Source organism: Metapseudomonas boanensis (genome assembly GCF_042232855.1).
GTDB classification, from domain to species: domain Bacteria; phylum Pseudomonadota; class Gammaproteobacteria; order Pseudomonadales; family Pseudomonadaceae; genus Metapseudomonas; species Metapseudomonas boanensis.
The window spans coordinates 464,043-482,493 of record NZ_CP113889.1 but is presented as its reverse complement, the minus strand read 5'-3'; the positions used below and the strand labels follow the sequence as shown (position 1 = coordinate 482,493).

Genomic DNA, 18,451 nt, shown 5'->3' with positions numbered 1-18,451 from the left:
CGGACCAGAGGGCGCCAGCGGCGCCGAGCACGCTGCTGGCAGCAAGGAACTGGCGGCGGCTATTGCTGGATGGGTCTTCGCTCATGGTTCCCTCCTGGATTAGCGGTCGTTCAGCCAACCGGCGAAGAAACGTGTCACCGGAGGCATGAAAAGATAGACAACCAGCAGCACGATGCTGAGCGTGATCAACACGTTGCTCAGCAGGTAGCCGCCGAGCCAGGGCAGCCACCGGAACAGCGGCTGCCAGAGCAGCGGTACCAGCAGGGAGAGCGGCAGAATCACCAGGAAGGTGACGCAGGCCTGCTTCCAACGCGGTGGCTGGCGCACATCGGCCGGGGCCGGGGTGAACCAGAATTCCCGCTCGGGGTTGATCTCCACCTGGTCGCCGTCGGCAAGCAGATGGCTGACTTCTTCGATCAGGCGGCGGCGTTCGTCCGAATCCAGCCAGGTCTGGAGCTGGGAGGTGGAGGCGAAGCGCAGGACGCTGGTGAAGAGATGCAGGCCATCCTTGCGGTCACGCACGACATCGATGCCGAGGTGACCGGGGTAGCCTTTGGCGATGCCGATGATGCGGCGCAGCCAGCTTTCGTATTCCTGTTCCTGTCCTTCCCTGACCCGGTGGCGGATCAGCAGGGTCACGACATCGTCGGTGGTCATTGCGGCGTGCTCCGAGCAGGTGCTGTGAAAAGGCCGGAGGCGGTGTCCGCGTCCGGCCCCGGGGGCTTACTTCACTTGGCGCTGCGGAGCCTTGTGGACCATGGTGTAGGCGTAGTCCACGCCCATACCGTAGGCGCCGCTGTGTTCCTGTACCAAGGCGATCACCGCGTCGTAGGTTTCCTTCTTCGCCCAGTCGCGCTGGTACTCGAGTAGAACTTGCTGCCAGGTCACCGGGATGGCGCCGGCCTGGATCATGCGCTGAACCGACATGTCATGCGCTTCCTTCGTGGTGCCGCCGGAAGCGTCAGTAACAATGTAGACCTCGTAGCCGGCTTCAAGGGCTTCGAGCGCCGGGAAGGTCAGGCAGACCTCGGTCCAGAGGGCTGCCATCACCAGCTTCTTGCGCCCAGTGGCTTCCACTGCGGCGACGAACTGCTTGTCTTCCCAGGAGTTCATCGAGGTGCGCTCGATGGGCTGCTGGCCGGGGAACACACCCAGCAGTTCCGGCCAGAGGTAGCCGCTGAAGCTCTCGGTTTCCACGGTGGTCAGGATGGTAGGTACATTGAACAGCTTGGCGGTCTTGGCCAGACCCACGGTGTTGTTCTTCAGTTGCTGGCGGTCGATGGACTGCACGCCGAAGGCCATTTGCGGCTGGTGGTCGATCAGGATCAGGGCGGAGTTGGTCGGGTTCAGCAGTTCGCGGATAGACATGGCATTTCTCCTGGAGCGGTGGGGTAGTCGTTTCTTCCTGGCCGGTGCCTCCGTCCGGGAGGCTGTTTGGTTCCGACGTGGGATAAAGTTTGTTCTCGCCCATTGAGAGAAACAATTAGCTAAAATTGAACTTAATTGATTCTTGAATGGAGACACTGATGGACCGGGTCGAGTGTATGCGCGCCTTTATCGAAACCGTGCGCAGCAATGGCTTCGCCGCTGCGGCGCGGACGCTGGACCTGCCGCGCTCCACCGTGAGCAAGCAGGTGCAGGCACTGGAAGAGGTCATTGGCGTGCAGCTGCTGGTGCGTACCACCCGCAGCCTGCACCTCACCGAGGCGGGGGCCGAATACTTCGAATCGGCGCGGGACCTGCTGGCAGCCCTGGACGAGGCGGAGCAGAGGGCGCGGGACGGGGTAGGGGAGCTGCGCGGGGTGTTGCGGGTGAACGCGCCCATGTCTTTCGGGCTGCGCAAGCTGGGGCCGCTGATCCCGCGTTTCCATGAGCTGCACCCGCAGATCGAGTTGCAGCTGGTGCTCAGTGACCAGCAAGTGGACCCGGTGCGCGGTGGCTTCGACGTCACCATTCGCATCGCCAGCCTGACGGATTCGTCCATGGTCGCCCGCACCATCGCGCCGGCGCCGCGCTTCCTGGTGGCATCACCGGCGTATCTGGAACGTGCCGGCATGCCGGAATCGCCGGAAGACCTCGCCAACCATGCCTTCCTCGGCTACGGCTACTTGCAGAGTGGGGTCAGCCTGTCCCTCCGCCGGGGCCAGGATACTCGCCGTGTGCAGGTCACCGGCCCGCTGCACGCCAACAATGGCGACTTCCTCGCCCAGGCCGCCGAAGCTGGCATGGGCATCGCCTTGCTGCCCAGCTTCATCGTCGATGAAGCCCTGTCTGCGGGCCGGCTGATGGCCGTGCTCTGCGAGTGGCAGGCACCGCCGATCAGCATCAATGCCGTCTACCCCACCGCCCGGCGCCTGCCACAGAAAACCCGCGCCTTCATCGATTTCCTGGCCGAGGCCATGAGCCGGGCGAACGAGCAGATGCCCTGCTGAAGGCAGCGGAACCTGATCGGGGCTAATTGACCTGGCTCACTGGCAGCCGCTCGAAGTTGGAGCAACACTTCTGCTAGAGGTTTTATGGAGTCAGCCCATGCAAGGAAAGACCGGCCCTACCAACGCGCTTGCCCCTGCTTCCGAATCGCCTCGGCGCAGGCGTTGGCCCTATGTCATCGGCGGACTTGCGGTTGTAGCCGCGATCGGCATTTTCCTGGTAAAGGGCCCGCTGCAAAAACCAGATGCCTTTGTTCCGGATGATCAGGGTTATCCACCCGTTGCGGAGCAGGCCGCTCCGGTTGCCCCACCCACTGTTCAGCCTCCCAAGACCCACGCTGAAATGCTGAGCACGGTTCTTGCTAGTTCAGAAGATGTCTGGGGTGAGTTGCTGGCGCGTGGTGACTACAGCTTCAAGAATCCGAAGACCGAGTTTTTCGATCGCAGCATCAGTTCGGCATGCGGCCTCGATCACCCAGCCAGCGGAGCGTTCTATTGCTCGAAGCGCAAGCTCATTTATCTCGACAGCAGCTGGTTTCGCGACCTGGACGAGCGATTTGCCTCAGTCCGCCATCTCGCGCAGGCCTATCTGATAGCCCACCAGATCGGCCACCACGTGCAGAACCTGGCAGGCGTCGATAGTTGGGTCAACCAGGCACGACAGCGTGGCGACGCGCTGGAGGGGGTCGATGGCCTGCTCGCGCGCAAGGAGTTGCAGACTGACTGTCTGGCTGGAGTCTGGGTGCGTTATGCGCAGCGCCACCAGCCCTGGTTGGCGCAGGGAAGCATGGACGAAGCGTTGAAATCCGTCGAAACCATTGCCCAGGAACATCAGCAGGAGCTGGCGAGTGGCACTATGGCCCCGGACCCGCTTACCCATGCCACCCTTGAGCTGCGCACTAGCTGGTTCAAGGTAGGCTATCAGGACGGCGATCCGCAATCCTGCCTGAACATTTTCTATCAGGAAGCAGATTGATCGGCAGGCTGGAGACTGGCCCTGTTCAGGGGGCGCGAGGTCTGTTTTGGCCTCACCCGATGTTTCCTTGATTCAGCGCGGGCCTGCCATGGCCGATCGGTCTGGCCTGCAAAAGTCGGTTCGTCCGCTAGGTTTAATGGACAGGTGGGCGATGGGCCCGGGAATGAGGGAGCCTGCAATGGCAAAACGCAAGAAGAAAGCCGCAAAGAGCGTCGTCGAGGGTAGCCAGGAGCGACTGTCGAGAAAGGTCTACGAAAAAGAACTCAAAGAGCTGCACGTCGAGCTGGTCAAACTGCAGCAGTGGGTGGTGGCCAAGGGGCTCAAGGTGTGCATCGTCTTCGAGGGGCGCGATGGCGCTGGCAAAGGTGGGACGATCAAGGCGATCACCGAGCGTGTCAGCCCGCGCATCTTCCGCGTGGTGGCGCTGCCGGCGCCCACCGAGCGGGAGAAGTCTCAAATGTATGCGCAGCGCTACCTGGTTCATATGCCGGCGGCGGGCGAAGTCGTGATCTTTGACCGTAGTTGGTACAACCGTGCGGGCGTGGAGCGGGTGATGGGTTTCTGCACCGAGGAGCAGGCCCAGAAGTTCCTGAAAGTGGTGCCGCTGTTCGAGAAGATGATGGTTGAGTCCGGCATCATTCTGGTCAAGTACTGGCTCGAGGTCAGTCCGGAGGAGCAGCGTCGGCGCCTGGAGGACCGTATCAACGACGGGCGCAAGATCTGGAAGCTGTCGCCCATGGACCTGAAGTCCTTCAGCCGTTGGGATGAATACACCCGCGCCCGCGATGAAATGTTCGCGGCTTCCGATTCGTCCTGGGCTCCTTGGTACATGGCGCGTTCTGAGGACAAGCGGCGGGTCCGCCTCAACCTCATCAGCCACCTTCTACAGCAGATTCCCTACGGGGACCTGACCAGGGACGCCGCGATCAAATTGCCCAAGCGCGGCACGCTTGGGCGCTACAAGGCGGCTCCGTATCCTTTCAAGATCGTTGAGGAGCGCTTCTGAATCCTGGGTTGTAAAGAACCCTGGACGGGTGATGGCGGGCGGAAGGTTTGTGGGCCAGTCTTGAAACAAGGGCGGGGTAATTGCGCCCCTCCCGCCAGGCTGTACGAAGGTGAACTCCGATGAGACTGTCCTTCCCCGCGCGCCGGCTGATCGGGATGGTGCTGGTGTGCCTGATGCAGGTTGCCCGAGCGCAGGATTTGCCGAGCGTGGAGCTGAGCGCTGCCGAAGAGGCTGAGGTTCAGGCGATGGTCCTACCAGTGCCGAAGGCCTGGGTCGGTGATTTCGAGGGCATGCGCGAGCGCCGGCTGGTGCGCATCCTGGTTCCCTACAGCAAGACGTTCTATGCCGTGGACCGCGGACGCCAACTGGGCATTGCCTATGAAATCGGCAAGGGGCTGGAGGCCTGGCTGAACACGAAGTATCCCTACCAGCGCAAATCCCTGCGCTGGAACGTGCTGTTCATTCCGGTGGCGAGGGACGAATTGTTACCCAAGCTCGTCGAGGGCGTCGGTGACATCGCGGCGGGTGGTCTGACGATCACCGGCAAGCGCCTGGAGACCGTTGATTTCAGCGCTCCCTTCGCTTCCGGCGTTCGCGAGGCCCTGGTGACCGGCCCCGGGAGTTCCCCCCTGGCCAGGTTGGAGGACCTGGCTGGCATGGAGGTGACGGTACGCCAGTCCAGCAGCTATTTCGAACACCTCACTGAACTCAACGAGAAGTTCAAGGCCCAGGGGCTGGCGCCGGTAAAGATCAAGCTGGCGGACGAGAATCTGGAGTCCGAGGACCTGTTGGAGATGGTCAACGTCGGCCTGGTGAATGCCATCGTCGTGGACCGCTACATCGCCGACAGCTGGAAGGTGGTGCTCAGGGATCTGCTGATCCACGACGCCTTCTACCTGCGCGATGACTCGCAACTGGCCTGGGCGATCCGCAAGGGCAGCCCGAAGTTCAAGGAAGTGCTCGCGGGTTTCGCCAAGACACACAAGATCGGGACTGCCTTCGGCAACAGCATCCGCAACAAGTACGTGACGAACAGCAAGGAGCTGCATAACGCCACCACGGAGGAGGAGCTCAGGCGTTTCGCCGAGCTGGTGACCTTGTTCGAAAAACATGCCGGGACCTACGACTTCGATTACCTGATGCTCATGGCGCAGGGCTATCAGGAGTCCCAGTTGGACCAGAAAGCGCGTAGTCACCGTGGCGCGGTGGGGGTGATGCAACTGCTGCCCAGCACGGCCGCCGACCCTAAAGTGGGGGTTCAGGAAATCGACAAGAGCGCTGACCGCAACATCGAGGCCGGCAGCAAGTACTTGCGCCTGATCGCCGACACCTACCTCGATGATCCGGCTCTGACACCGATGAATCGCACGTTGATGTCTTTTGCTGCCTATAACGCCGGCCCCGGCAACCTGCGCAAGTTCCGCCGGCTGGCGGAGAAGTCCGGCCTGGACAAGAACGTCTGGTTCGGCAACGTCGAACATGCGGCTGCGCGCATCGTCGGGCGTGAGACGGTGGATTACGTCGGTAACATCTATAAGTACTACGTGGCTTACAAGCTGTCCCTGGAGAAGGTACGGCTGAAAGCCAAGCGCTAAGGTTGGTGCCGCGGGGCAAGAGGTCCCGTCCCTGGTGATACATCCTGAAGCGCGGGTGAGACCGGCGAAATGCTGGGCTTCATCCATACTGAGCAGGATTGTCATTGCGACGGCCGGATTGGCTGCGGAGAGGGGGCGTCAGATGCTCGATTACTTTGCCTTGGGGGTGCTGATATTCGTCGGCATCGTGTTGTTCTACGGGATCATCGTGCTGCATGACATCCCTTACGAGATTGCCGTGCACCGCAATCATCCTCACCAGGACGCCATCCACGCCGCTGGCTGGGTGAGCCTGTTCACTCTGCACGCCCTGTGGCCGTTCCTGTGGATCTGGGCGATGTTGTACCGCGAGGACCGTGGCTGGGGTTTCACTAACGGCACGGCACAAGTCAGTGGTGCGGAGTTGCAGCAACAACTGGCCGATCTGCAGCGGCGCCTGGAAGTGCTCGAAGGCCAGCGATTGACCAGCCAGGCGCCGAGCCCCCAACCCAAGGACGAGGAGGCCTGATCCATGGACCTGTTACTGATACTCACGTACGCCGCCATCTGCATCGCGATCTTCAAGATTTTCAAGATCCCGCTCAACAAGTGGTCGGTACCGACTGCGGTGCTGGGTGGCGTGGTCCTTATCGGCGCGTTGATCTTCACCATGAACTACAACCACCCCTACAGTGAGGTGGCGCGCTCCTATTTCGTCTCGACGCCCGTGATCCCGGTGGTCACCGGCCAGGTCATCGAGGTTCCGGTCGAAACCAACCGGCCCCTGGAAAAAGGCGATGTGCTGTTCCGCATCGACCCAACGCCCTTCGAGAACCGGGTCAAGTCCTTCAAGGCGCAACTGGTGTCGGCCAGGGCTGATCAGTTTCGCGCCAGTGAGTTGTTCAAGCGCAATGTCGGCAACCGCCGCGATGTGGACCTCACCACTGCTCGGGTGGATGACCTGCAGGCCCAACTGAACATCGCCCAGTACGAGCTGGACAATACCGTGGTACGGGCGCCGGGCAAGGGCTTCGTGACCCAGGTCTCGCTGCGGCCGGGGATGATGGCCACCAGGCTGCCGCTGCGGCCCTCGATGGTCTTCATCCCCGAAGAGGGCCATTACTTCACGGCCTGGATGAGGCAGAACAGTCAATTGCGCCTCAGCTCTGGCGATGAAGCCGAAGTGGCTTTCGATGGCATACCGGGCCGGGTGTTCAAGGGCCGGGTCAAGGAAGTCCTCGCGGTGATCGGCGAGGGTCAGGTACAGCCATCAGGCACGTTGATCAGCTTCACTGGCTCCCCGCCGCCGGGACGTGTGCCCGTGACCATCGAGATCATCGACCCAGAGTACGAGCAGTACGCAGCGTTGATGCCGGGTGGTTCCTACGGCCAGGCGGCGCTCTACAGCAAGCATTTCCACCACGTCGCTGTGATGCGCAAGATCCTCCTTCGCATGGCCGCGTGGATGAACTATATCTTCCCCTTCCACTGATCCGCCCAACGCCTGCACCGGAGCCCCGCAGTCCGGGCCTCGGTCAGGCCCGGACTGCGGGGCTGAGCGAGGAAGAGCGTGCCTAGTGGCGCTGCTGCGCGCGGAGTGGACGTGACGTTCCCATGCACGACGAGGCCTCCATGAGCGACCACAGCCCGACCAGCCCCCCGCCTGAACCCGGACGTCTGGCGCGCCTGCGATCCTCCGACGTTTCCGGCTGGCAGCGCTGGTTGCCGGGCCTGCAGTTGCTACGCCGTTACCAGATCCAGTGGCTGCCGCGCGATCTGGTCGCCGGTCTGGTGTTGACCAGCATGCTGGTTCCGGTCGGCATTGCTTATGCGGAGGCATCTGGTGTGCCTGGCATCTATGGCCTCTACGCCACCATCGTCCCGTTGCTGGTCTACGCATTGCTCGGCCCCAGCCGCATCCTGGTGCTGGGGCCGGACTCCTCCCTGGTCGCGGTCATTCTGACCGTCGTGCTGGCGCAGTCGAACGGCGACCCGCAGCGTGCCGTGGTCCTGGCTAGCATGATGGCGGTCGTGTCGGGTGTGGTGTGCATCCTGGCCGGAGTGCTGAAGCTGGGATTCATTACCGAGTTGTTGTCCAAGCCGATCCGCTACGGCTACCTGAACGGTATTGCGCTGACTGTGTTGATCAGCCAGCTGCCCAAGCTGTTCGGCATCTCCATTGACGACAGGGGGCCGTTGCTCGACGTCTGGAGCCTTGGGCAGGCGCTGCTCGCGGGCGAATCCAACTGGATGACGTTCCTGGTCGGCGGCGGAACGTTGGCGGCGATCCTGCTGCTGAAGCAGTTCCCGCGTGCGCCAGGCATCCTCATCGCGGTGGTCGCGGCCACACTGGCCGTCGGCCTGCTGGATCTCGATGGCCGTGCCGGGGTCAAGGTGCTCGGCTCGTTGCCGCAGGGCCTGCCGTCATTCGCGTGGCCCTGGATGACTCCGGTCGACCTGGGGGGCGTGATCGTTGGCGGCTTCGCTGTCGCCCTGGTGTCCTTTGCCGATACCAGTGTGCTTTCGCGTGCCTATGCCGCCAAGACCAAGAGCTACGTCGATCCAAACCAGGAAATGATCGGCCTGGGCGCGGCCAACCTGGCGGCGGGGTTCTTCCAGGGGTTTCCAATCAGCAGCAGCTCGTCCCGTACGCCCGTCGCCGAGGCGGCCGGGGCCCGGACCCAGCTCAGCGGCGTCGTCGGGGCGCTAGCGGTGGCCCTGCTGTTACTGTTCGCGCCTGACCTGCTCAGCCATCTGCCCAGCAGCGCGCTGGCCGCCGTGGTGATCGCATCGGCCATTGGCCTGTTCGAATTCAAGGACCTGTGGCGCATCTACCGCATTCAGCAATGGGAGTTCTGGCTGTCCATCGCCTGCCTGGTGGGCGTGACCGTCCTCGGTGCGGTGCCTGGCATTGGGCTGGCGGTGGTGATGGCCGTCATCGAGTTCCTCTGGGATGGCTGGCGCCCGCATTTCGCAGTGTTGGGAAGGGTGGACGGCATTCGCGGCTATCACGACATCAAACGCTACCCTGACGCGCGGCGAGTGCCGGGCCTGGTGCTGTTTCGTTGGGATGCTCCGCTGTTCTTCGCCAACGCCGAACTATTTCAGGAGTCAGTGCTGGACGCGGTGGAGCAGTCACCTACGCCGGTGCGACGACTCATCATTGCGGCCGAGCCGGTGACCAGCGTCGACGTAACCTCGGCGGACATGCTCGCCGAACTCAAAAGAACTCTGCGGGAGGCACAGATCGAGTTGTGTTTCGCCGAGATGAAGGACCCGGTCAAGGACAAGCTGACACGCTTCGGCCTGCTCGAGTCCCCGGGATTCGCCATCTTCCATCCGACCGTGGGCGCTGCGGTCGAAGCCTATCTTGACGAGCATCGAGTGGACTGGACGCCATAGCAGCAATCAAGACACGCGTTATGGCTGCTCGTAGGAGCCCGCTTGCTCGACAACCGATCCACCCGTTCGCCAGCAAGCTGGCTCCTGCAGAACGGGCTTGTTCTTCGCCTGTCATGAAATGAAAAGCCGCTGTCGTGCGATGAGAAGCATGCCAGGCGGTGCCTCCCTACAGTCCAATCCATGGGTCCGTGACCCGCCAACAAGAATCCAGATTGGAGAAAAGGCATGGCCAAAGCCGTTCGCTTCTATGAGACCGGGGGACCCGAGGTACTTCGTTATGAAGACGTCGAAGTCGGGGAGCCGGGGCCGGGTGAAGTCCGCATCCGTCACGTTGCTGTTGGCCTGAACTACGCCGACACCTATTTCCGCAATGGCACCTACCCGATTCCGCTGCCCAATGGCATCGGCGTCGAGGCGTCTGGCGTGGTGGTGGCGCTGGGCGAAGGCGTGACCAATGTCGCCCTGGGCGATCGCGTCACCTACACCGGTTTTCTCAACACCCTGGGCGCCTACAGCACTGAGCGCCTGATCCCGGCTGCGCCGCTGATCAAGCTGCCGGAAACCATCGCGTTCGAAACCGCCGCCGCCATGACCATGCGTGGCCTGACGTCGGCCTACCTGATGCGCCGCATCTATGACTTCAAGCCGGGCGATAGCATCCTCCTGCACGCCGCTGCCGGTGGCGTCGGTCTGATCGTCTCGCAGTGGGCGAAGATCCTCGGCCTCAACGTGATCGGCACCGTGTCCACCGAGGCCAAGGCGGAAGTCGCCCGTGCCCACGGTTGCGACCATGTCATCAACTACAGCGAAGAAGACATCGCCAAGCGTGTGCGTGAGCTGACCGATGGCGTCGGCGTCAACGTGGTGTTCGACAGCGTTGGCAAGAACACCTTCATGGCCTCGCTGGACTCGCTCAAGCGCCGCGGTCTGATGGTTTGCGTCGGTACGGCCTCCGGTCCGATCCCGGCGTTCGACCCGGTACTGCTGGCCATGAAAGGCTCGCTGTTCATGACTCGCCCGGCGCTGGCCGACTACATCGCCGACCCGGCGGAGAAGGCAGATCTGGTGGGCGAGCTGTTCGACCACGTCGGCAGCGGCCGCATCCGCATCGACATCAACCAGCACTACGCGCTGGCAGATGCCGTCCAGGCTCATCGCGACCTGGAGTCGCGCAAGACCACTGGCTCTTCGATCTTCGTCATCTAAGGGGTTGGCCATGCACGTAGAACAACTGACCTGCAGCATTGGCGCCGAAATCAGCGGTGTGGATCTTGGTGATGCGGCTCGCGACGAAGGGCTGTTCGCCGAGATCCGGCAGTTGCTGCTCAAGCACAAGGTGCTGTTCCTGCGCGACCAGGACATCACCCGTGCCGAGCATGTGGCCTTCGCCCGCCGTTTCGGCGAGCTGGAAGACCACCCGGTAGCCGGCAGCGATCCGGAGCATCCGGGCCTGGTGCGCATCTACAAGTCCCCGGACCAGCCCAACGACCGTTACGAGAACGCCTGGCACACTGACGCCACCTGGCGTGAGGCACCGCCCATGGGGTGCGTGCTGCGTTGCGTCGAGTGCCCGCCCGTAGGTGGCGACACCATGTGGACGAACATGGCCCTGGCGTACGAAATGCTGCCGGCCGACATCAAGGCGCGCATCGCTGACTTGCGTGCACGCCACAGCATCGAAGCGAGCTTCGGTGCGGCGATGCCGATCGAGAAGCGCCTGGCCCTGAAGGCTACCTACCCGGATGCCGAGCATCCAGTGGTGCGTACCCATCCGGAAACCGGTGAGAAGGTGCTGTTCGTCAACGCTTTCACCACCCACTTCACCAACTACCACACCCCGGCCAATGTGCGTTTCGGCCAGGACGCCAACCCCGGCGCCAGCGACCTGCTGCGTTACCTCATCAGCCAGGCGTATATCCCGGAGTTCCAGGTGCGCTGGCGTTGGAAGAAGAACAGCGTAGCCATCTGGGATAACCGCTCTACCCAGCACTATGCAGTGATGGACTACCCGCCTTGCCTGCGCCAGATGGAGCGCGCCGGCATCATCGGCGACAAGCCCTTCTGACTCCCTGATCCACCCGGCTGGTCAGCCACCGGCCGGGACATCCAAACAAGAACGAACCGAGGACATCAACATGCAATTCTTCGACGATTCGCTGCACCCCGAAAATCAGGAAAAAGTGGTCATCACCGTGGCGCCATACGGCCCCGAGTGGATGCCGGAAGACTTTCCGGAAGACATCCCGGTAACCATGGAAGAGCAGGTGCAGAAGGCCGTGGACTGCTATGAAGCCGGCGCCACCGTGCTGCACCTGCACGTGCGTGAGCTGGATGGCAAGGGTTCCAAGCGCCTGTCGAAGTTCAACGAGCTGATCGCCGGTGTGCGTGAGGCAGTGCCGGACATGATCATCCAGGTCGGCGGTTCGATCTCCTTTGCGCCGGAAAGCGATGGCGAGGCGGCCAAGTGGCTGTCCGACGACACCCGTCACATGCTGGCAGAGCTGACTCCGAAGCCGGACCAGGTCACCGTGGCCATCAATACCACCCAGATGAACATCATGGAGCTGCTCTACCCGGAATACCTGAAAGGTACTTCCCTGGAGCACCCGGCCTACCAGGCCGCCTACAGCGAGATGACCGTTCCGGCCGGCCCGGCCTGGGTCGAGGAGCACCTCAAGCGCCTGCAGGCTGCCAACATCCAGCCGCACTTCCAACTCACCGGCATGCATGCCCTGGAAACCCTCGAGCGCCTGGTGCGCAAGGGCGTCTACAAGGGCCCGCTGAACCTGACCTGGATCGGCATTGGCGGCGGCTTCGACGGCCCCAACCCGTTCAACTTCTTCAACTTCATTCACCGCGCACCGGACGGCGCTACCGTCACCGCCGAGTCGCTGTTGAAGAACGTCCTGCCATTCAACGCCATGGCCCTGGCCATGGGCCTGCACCCGCGCGTCGGCATCGAAGACACCATCATCGACCAGCACGGCAAGCGTTTCACCTCGGTGCAACAGATCCAGCAGACCGTGCGCATCGCTCACGAGCTGGGCCGCGAAATCGCCAGCGGCAAGGAAGCGCGCGAGATCTACAAGATCGGCGTGCAGTACAAGGATGTTGAGGAAACCTTGCGCATGAACGGCATGGCGCCAAACCGCCAGCCGGGTCAGAAGCACGTCCCCATGCGTGGCTGACCGACGCAACAATCGGCCGGCCCACAAGGCTGGCCGGGGCGGGGTGGCGATGAGCCGCCCCTGCCGTCTAGCGTGACAAGAACAATTAGACGCACCGATTCAAGGAGCCAACATGGCTTTCCATCATGCCACCGCTACTGCCGACGACATTGAGGACGCAACTGTCAGCGTCCCCCGCACCTATGCCTGGGTCGTGTTCGCCCTGACCTTTGGCCTGCTGATTTCCGATTACATGTCGCGACAGGTGCTCAACGCGGTCTTCCCGCTGCTCAAGAGCGAATGGGCTTTGTCCGACGCCCAGCTTGGCTCGCTCAGCGGCGTGGTGGCCCTGATGGTCGGCTTGCTCACCTTTCCGCTGTCCTTGGCGGCTGACCGCTGGGGGCGGGCCAAGAGTCTGGCCCTGATGGCCTTCCTCTGGAGCCTGGCAACGCTCGGTTGTGGCCTGGCCGAGCACTACGAGCAGATGTTCGTGGCGCGCCTGCTGGTCGGCGTTGGCGAGGCGGCTTATGGCAGCGTCGGCATTGCCGTGGTGCTGTCGGTATTTCCCAAGCGCATGCGCGCCACGCTGACTGGCGCCTTCATGGCCGGTGGGATGTTCGGCTCAGTGCTGGGCATGGCGCTCGGCGGCATCATCGCTGCGCACCTGGGCTGGCGCATGGCGTTCGCCGGCATGGCCCTGTTCGGCCTGGTGTTGGCCGTACTCTATCCAGTGATCGTTCGTGAACGGCGCATCGCGGTGCCTCGCCAGTCCAAAGCAGAGGCCAGGGCGATGGCGGCGGAGGGCAAGAGCCCCCTGGCCACGCTGTTCGCCAGTCGTTCGGTGATCTGCGCCTACGTCGGCAGTGGCCTGCAGTTGTTCGTTGGCGGCGCCATAATGGCCTGGATTCCCAGCTACCTGAACCGCTATTACCAGATGGGCACCGACCGCGCCGGCGTTACCGCGGCCGTGCTGGTGCTGATCGGCGGCACCGGAATGATCCTTTGCGGGATGCTCAGCGATCGCCTGTGCCGTAATTCGCCCGATCGCAAGATCGCCCTGGCCATCAGCTTCTGCTTGAGCAGCTGCCTGCTGCTGTCGCTGGCCTTCATGCTGCCGCCAGGTCCGCTGCAACTGGTGATGATCGCCCTCGGCATGCTGGTGGCCACCGGAACGACCGGGCCGGCCGGCGCGATGGTGGCGAACCTGACTCACTACGCCATCCACGGCACGGCATTCGCGACCCTGACGCTGGCCAACAACCTGCTCGGCCTCGCCCCCGGTCCTTTCGTGACGGGCGCCCTGGCTGACCGCTTTGGCCTGGATACGGCTTTCCAGCTGATGCCGCTGGCCAGCCTCGCGGCTGCCGTCGTGTTCTTCTATGCCAAGCGCCATTACCACAGTGATATCGAGCGGCTGAGCCCGGTGCTGGCTGTTCCTGTTGGAGCCCATTCGTGAAGCCATTGCTTATCGAAGTCGCCTTCGACTTCATCTGCCCCTGGTGCCTGATCGGCAAGCGTAACCTGGAGAGGGCACTGAAGTTGCTCGCCGCAAGTCGGCCTGGTGTGCCTGTCCGGGTCCTGTGGCGGGGTGTGCAACTGTTGCCCGATCTGCCTGCCGAAGGCGTGCCATTTGGTGAGTTCTACGCTCGCCGTCTTGGCAGCGAGGCCGCGGTGCTGGCGCGCCAGGCCCAGGTGAAGGCCGCCGCTGCGCTGGCTGGTGCTGATGTTGACTTGCACCGCATCCGTGTCATGCCGAACACGGCCAATGCCCATCGCCTGTTCGCCCGTGCCGCCGAAATCGGCACCGAAGAGCAGGTGAATGCCCTGCTGGAGCGACTGTTCGCCGCGTACTTCCAGTCGGGTGACGACCTGGGGCAGCAGGAACTGCTGCTGCGCCTGGCGCAGTCCTGCGATTTCGATCCCCGTGACCTGGCCGATGTGCTGCACGATGACGCCACTCCGTACTCGGGTGACTTCGCGAGCCTGGGTGTCTCGGGCGTACCGGCCTTCGTCGTCGACCAACGCTATCCGCTGGTCGGTGCCCAGCCGCCCGAGATGATCCTGGCGACCTTGCTCCGCGCCATGCCAAGTCCGGAGCTGCAAGCATGACGCGGCTGGTCGAGATCCCATCGGAGAAGGTGCCAGGTGTCGGCGGTCGTAGCCTGTTCCGCCACGATGAAAAGTGTGTAGTGCTGTTCAACCTCGACGGCACGCTCTATGCCATCGACGATAGCTGCCCCCACAAAGGTGCTTCACTGTTCAGCGGCAAGCTGGATGGTCGCCTGCTGCAGTGCCCGGCACACGGCCTTCGCTTCGACCTGGCCACGGGTTGCATCCCCAATCTGTATGGGTTCGGGGTTGCCACCTATCCGATCGAGCAGCGAGGCGAAGCCTGCTTCATCGATCTTTCCGACTCCAGACCGCAGGAGCCTTCCGCATGACTGCCACTGCAATAGCCGCCCTGGGTTCGCGCAGCCGGACGCTGATGCCAGGCTTTATCGCCAGCGCCACCGTTGCTGCCGCCGCGACTTTCCTGTCCGAGCATTACGGCGCCCCGGTGATGCTCTTCGCCCTGCTGCTGGGCATGGCGATGAACTTCCTGTCGGGTGATGGGGTGTGTAAGCCGGGGATTGAATTCACCGCCCGCGAGGTCCTCCGGGTGGGCGTCGCTTTGCTCGGTATTCGCATCACCCTCGAACAGATCGCTGCCCTGGGTTGGCAGCCCGTAGCGATGGTGGTGGCGCTGGTGGTGGTGACCATCCTGGTGTCCATCGTCGCGGCTCGCGCCATGGGCTTCAACACCTTGTTCGGTCTGCTTACTGGCGGCGCCACCGCGATATGCGGTGCTTCGGCGGCCCTGGCCCTCGCCGCAGCCTTGCCCAGCCATGAGAAGAAGGAGCGGGCGACGCTGTTCACGGTCATTGGCGTGTCGGCGCTGTCCACCGTGGCGATGATCCTCTACCCGATGATCGCCCAAGCGTTCGGCCTGACGCCCTTGCAAGCCGGCCTGTTCCTCGGCGGCACCATCCACGACGTCGCCCAGGTGGTCGGCGCTGGCTACAGCATGTCCCATGAGACCGGCGACAGCGCCACGGTGGTGAAGCTGATGCGGGTGGCGATGCTGCTGCCGGTGATCCTTTGCGCCGCCATGATCACTCGCGCCCGCGGGGCCGAGCCTGGCACCAAGAGGCCGCCACTTTTGCCGTGGTTCGCGGTGGGATTCGTGGTCCTTGCCGCGACCAACAGCACAGGCCTGATCCCGCAAGTGGTACAGGATGCGGGTAATAGCCTGTCGCGCTGGTGCCTGGTGATTGCCATCAGTGCGCTAGGCATGAAGACCCAGCTCAAGGAGCTGGCGTCGGTCGGGATCAAGCCGATCCTGTTGATGGTGGGGGAGACCGCCTTCCTCGCCGCCCTGGTGCTCGGGATGCTGCACTGGGGCTTCTAGAACCCTGTGGTTGGGGTCATCGATGCCTTGTGAAAGCAGGGCCTTCGCCGCGCTGGAACCGTTCTACCGTCGGGTTCCAGTTTGCGGCGTTTTTTTGTTGTGTGAAGGCGGAGAGGGCAGGTCTGCCCTTGGCGAATGAATTGGCTCTGTCCCTGTCAAGTGTTGCAATGGGATGCATCGCTTGTAGGAGCGAGCTTGCTCGCGAAAAGGTCCTCCCACAAGGTTCTCAGCCAGGCCGTTCGTTGCTGGCAACAGCTAACGCAGACAAAGCCAATGAATTCCCCCGCCGTCACAGCAGCCTCCTTGCCGGTTGCGAAACGGTTCACTCCTCCAACTTGATCTGTCGCTCGCGTCGCCAGGCTGCCGGGGCCATGCCGAACTGGCTGGTGAACCAGCGGGTGAAGGAGCTGGGCACGGAGTAGCCCAGCAGGTCGGCGATGCGGCTGAGCGAGTAGCGCGGGTTTTCCATGTAACGCAGGACCAGATCCTTGCGCACGTCGTTGATCAGGTCGGAGAAGGTCACGCCGCTTTCCTCCAGGCGGCGTTGCAGGGTGCGCACGTTCATGCCGAGGGACTGGGCGATCTGCTCGATGGTCGCGCGCCCCATGGGCAGCAGCAGGTAGATCGCCTTGCGTACTTCGGCCAGCGCGGATTGCTCAGTGGCGCCGGGCAGTGACTCGACGAAGCGCTGCGCGTATTTCGCCATGGTCGGGTCGGCCAGCGGGTTCGGTTTGTCGAGGTCGGCGGCCTGGCAGACGATGCCGTTGAACTCGCTGCCGAACTCCAGCTTGCAGCCGAACAGGCGTCGGTGCACCTGCAACTCGGGCGGGGCGTCGTGGGTGAAGTTCACGCTCAACGGCCGCCAGTGCGCACCCAGGAGGGCGCTGCACATCCGAAACAGTACGCCGATGGCCAGCTCGATGCCCTGGCGGATCGGCACCGGCGGGTCGGTGATGATTTCTTCGCGCAGGATCACCGTCTTGCCAACCTCGTCTACGTAGAGCGCGAGCGACTCATTGAGCAGGTGGCGGTATTGCACGAGCGTGTCCATCGCACTGCGCAGGGTCGGCTGGTGTGAAAGCAACAGGCTGATGGCGCCGAAGTCGGACAGTTGGCGCGATTCGGCCATGCGCAGGCCGAAGTTCGGGCAGTTGGCGGCCAGGGCGGACTCTTCCAGCAGCGTCGCCACGGCGGAGGTGGGCAGGCGCTGTTCGGGGGTGTCCAGCAGTGAAGCACTGAGGCCAACCTGGCGCAGCTGCTGGTGGGGGTTCAGGCCCAGGTGCTGGGCCACTTCGAAGTAGTTGGTCAAGGCTGCTGCGCGAACCATTGGGGTCATGATGATCGCCACGCTCCTGAAGCATCCATCCTGCCGAGCGCAGGCTATTGGTCCTGGCTACGGTCGTTCTTGTCATGAAAAGGTAAGTTAGGTTGGCACTTGTATCGGTGCCTTTCCCGCCTTAGGCGACAGCATCGCGCCATTTTCCCTTCGATACCACCCCTGCAGGGTATGCCAGATTGTCGGGTTCTGCCTGCGCCTCAGCGGGCCTTTGAGCTGCCCAGGCCTAGTGGTTCCGGCGGTTTGCGGGGAGTCCAGTGTGCCGGGTGGGTGGACGAGCACGCCGCTCATTGTCATCAATTGCGAAGTCGCTGACGCCCAAAGAAAAGCAGCTGACCCCCAGCGTCTCTACTGTCTGTCCTACAAAGTTCCACAAGCACCCGATGGCGATCCCATCGACAGCTCAAGGGTAATGACGTGAACAACAATAAAGACAGCGCAACCATCCTCATCGTCCCGGGCCTGCGCGACCACGTGGCCGAGCACTGGCAGACCCTGCTCGCCGCACGCCTGCCCAAGGTGCGTACTGTCGCGCCGCTGACCGAAGACAAACTGAGCCTCGATGCTCGGGTCGAGGCCATCCAGCGCGAGCTCGAAAGCATCGAGGGTCCGGTGATCCTGGTGGCTCACAGCGCCGGTGTGCTGATGGTCGTGCACTGGGCTGCCCGCTACGACCGCCCCATCAAGGGCGCGCTGCTAGCCACGCCGCCAGACCTCGACGCTACCTGGCCGGAAGGCTACCCGGCCCCCGATACCCTGCGCGCCAATGGCTGGTCGCCCTTGCCGCGCCAGCGGCTGCCATTTCCCAGCCTGGTGGCCGCCAGCGATAACGATCACCTCGCCAGCCTGGACGCCGTCCGTGGCATGGCGGCCGATTGGGGCGGTGCCCTGGTCGAACTCGGTGAAGTCGGTCATCTCAATCCTGCCTCCGGCTACGGCGACTGGCCGCGCGCGGAAGCACTCATCCAGATTCTGGATCACTGATCCCGCACGTTCAGAGATCGCCGGGCAGTTCGGCGGGCCAGGACGCATCAAGCCAACCGGATGCGTCCCGGTCAGGCAGCAGGAGCAAGCCAGAAGGTTGCAGTAGTCATTACAACAAGAAGCGGAGCC

At 63.1% G+C, this 18,451-nt stretch carries 18 protein-coding genes; 15 read left to right on the top strand and 3 right to left on the bottom strand.

What is annotated here, in order from left to right:
- Positions 1 to 99: 99 nt before the first annotated feature.
- Positions 100 to 657, bottom strand: coding sequence for an antibiotic biosynthesis monooxygenase (locus OXH74_RS02215; RefSeq protein WP_375739893.1), 558 nt, complete (start codon positions 655 to 657; stop codon positions 100 to 102).
- Between the two features lie 66 nt (positions 658 to 723).
- On the bottom strand, positions 724 to 1,368 hold the full coding sequence (locus OXH74_RS02210; RefSeq protein ID WP_375739892.1) for a hydrolase: 645 nt from the start codon (positions 1,366 to 1,368) through the stop codon (positions 724 to 726).
- Positions 1,369 to 1,526: 158 nt separating this feature from the next.
- On the opposite strand from OXH74_RS02210, the gene OXH74_RS02205 reads away from it, so the two are divergent.
- The 14 genes from OXH74_RS02205 (at position 1,527) to OXH74_RS02140 (ending at position 16,002) form a co-directional block, all read left to right on the top strand.
- Positions 1,527 to 2,432 carry a LysR substrate-binding domain-containing protein gene (locus OXH74_RS02205; protein ID WP_375739891.1) on the top strand — a complete coding sequence of 302 codons (906 nt, stop codon included), beginning with the start codon at positions 1,527 to 1,529 and terminating at the stop codon, positions 2,430 to 2,432.
- 97 nt (positions 2,433 to 2,529) lie between these two features.
- Positions 2,530 to 3,405: a neutral zinc metallopeptidase gene (locus tag OXH74_RS02200; protein WP_375739890.1), complete on the top strand. Its 876-nt coding sequence runs from the start codon at positions 2,530 to 2,532 to the stop codon at positions 3,403 to 3,405.
- Between the two features lie 178 nt (positions 3,406 to 3,583).
- Positions 3,584 to 4,411 (top strand): polyphosphate kinase 2, encoded by an 828-nt coding sequence (gene ppk2 / locus OXH74_RS02195; RefSeq protein ID WP_375739889.1) that lies wholly within the window; start codon positions 3,584 to 3,586, stop codon positions 4,409 to 4,411.
- A gap of 119 nt (positions 4,412 to 4,530) precedes the next feature.
- Positions 4,531 to 6,006 carry a transglycosylase SLT domain-containing protein gene (locus tag OXH74_RS02190; RefSeq protein ID WP_375739888.1) on the top strand — a complete coding sequence of 492 codons (1,476 nt, stop codon included), beginning with the start codon at positions 4,531 to 4,533 and terminating at the stop codon, positions 6,004 to 6,006.
- Between the two features lie 142 nt (positions 6,007 to 6,148).
- On the top strand, positions 6,149 to 6,514 hold the full coding sequence (locus tag OXH74_RS02185; RefSeq protein WP_375739887.1) for a DUF3302 domain-containing protein: 366 nt from the start codon (positions 6,149 to 6,151) through the stop codon (positions 6,512 to 6,514).
- Between the two features lie 3 nt (positions 6,515 to 6,517).
- On the top strand, positions 6,518 to 7,477 hold the full coding sequence (locus tag OXH74_RS02180) for an HlyD family secretion protein (RefSeq protein WP_375739886.1): 960 nt from the start codon (positions 6,518 to 6,520) through the stop codon (positions 7,475 to 7,477).
- Between the two features lie 140 nt (positions 7,478 to 7,617).
- Positions 7,618 to 9,387, top strand: a complete 1,770-nt coding sequence (locus OXH74_RS02175; protein ID WP_375739885.1) for a SulP family inorganic anion transporter — start codon at positions 7,618 to 7,620, stop codon at positions 9,385 to 9,387.
- 225 nt (positions 9,388 to 9,612) lie between these two features.
- A complete protein-coding gene (locus tag OXH74_RS02170) occupies positions 9,613 to 10,593 on the top strand; it encodes a quinone oxidoreductase (RefSeq protein WP_215381558.1) in 981 nt (326 codons plus the stop codon).
- A 10-nt stretch (positions 10,594 to 10,603) separates the two neighbouring features.
- Positions 10,604 to 11,452 carry a TauD/TfdA family dioxygenase gene (locus OXH74_RS02165; RefSeq protein WP_215381561.1) on the top strand — a complete coding sequence of 283 codons (849 nt, stop codon included), beginning with the start codon at positions 10,604 to 10,606 and terminating at the stop codon, positions 11,450 to 11,452.
- Between the two features lie 70 nt (positions 11,453 to 11,522).
- Positions 11,523 to 12,575: a 3-keto-5-aminohexanoate cleavage protein gene (locus OXH74_RS02160; protein ID WP_215381565.1), complete on the top strand. Its 1,053-nt coding sequence runs from the start codon at positions 11,523 to 11,525 to the stop codon at positions 12,573 to 12,575.
- Between the two features lie 112 nt (positions 12,576 to 12,687).
- On the top strand, positions 12,688 to 14,010 hold the full coding sequence (locus tag OXH74_RS02155) for an MFS transporter (RefSeq protein ID WP_375739884.1): 1,323 nt from the start codon (positions 12,688 to 12,690) through the stop codon (positions 14,008 to 14,010).
- The gene (locus tag OXH74_RS02150) at positions 14,007 to 14,663 is read left to right on the top strand and encodes a DsbA family oxidoreductase (RefSeq protein WP_375739883.1); all 657 of its coding nucleotides are present in this window, start codon (positions 14,007 to 14,009) and stop codon (positions 14,661 to 14,663) included. The genes OXH74_RS02155 and OXH74_RS02150 overlap by 4 nt, the downstream gene beginning before the upstream one ends.
- Positions 14,660 to 14,995: a Rieske (2Fe-2S) protein gene (locus OXH74_RS02145; protein ID WP_375739882.1), complete on the top strand. Its 336-nt coding sequence runs from the start codon at positions 14,660 to 14,662 to the stop codon at positions 14,993 to 14,995. Before OXH74_RS02150 ends, OXH74_RS02145 begins: the two co-directional genes overlap by 4 nt.
- Complete coding sequence (locus OXH74_RS02140) at positions 14,992 to 16,002, top strand: YeiH family protein (RefSeq protein ID WP_215381575.1); 1,011 nt, start codon at positions 14,992 to 14,994, stop codon at positions 16,000 to 16,002. The genes OXH74_RS02145 and OXH74_RS02140 overlap by 4 nt, the downstream gene beginning before the upstream one ends.
- Before the next feature lie 322 nt (positions 16,003 to 16,324).
- Here OXH74_RS02140 and OXH74_RS02135 read toward each other — a convergent pair whose 3' ends face one another.
- Positions 16,325 to 17,329, bottom strand: coding sequence for an AraC family transcriptional regulator (locus tag OXH74_RS02135; protein WP_375741705.1), 1,005 nt, complete (start codon positions 17,327 to 17,329; stop codon positions 16,325 to 16,327).
- A 426-nt stretch (positions 17,330 to 17,755) separates the two neighbouring features.
- Between OXH74_RS02135 and OXH74_RS02130 the strand changes: the two genes are divergently transcribed.
- Positions 17,756 to 18,322: an RBBP9/YdeN family alpha/beta hydrolase gene (locus OXH74_RS02130; RefSeq protein WP_375739881.1), complete on the top strand. Its 567-nt coding sequence runs from the start codon at positions 17,756 to 17,758 to the stop codon at positions 18,320 to 18,322.
- The last annotated feature ends 129 nt before the right edge of the window (positions 18,323 to 18,451 follow it).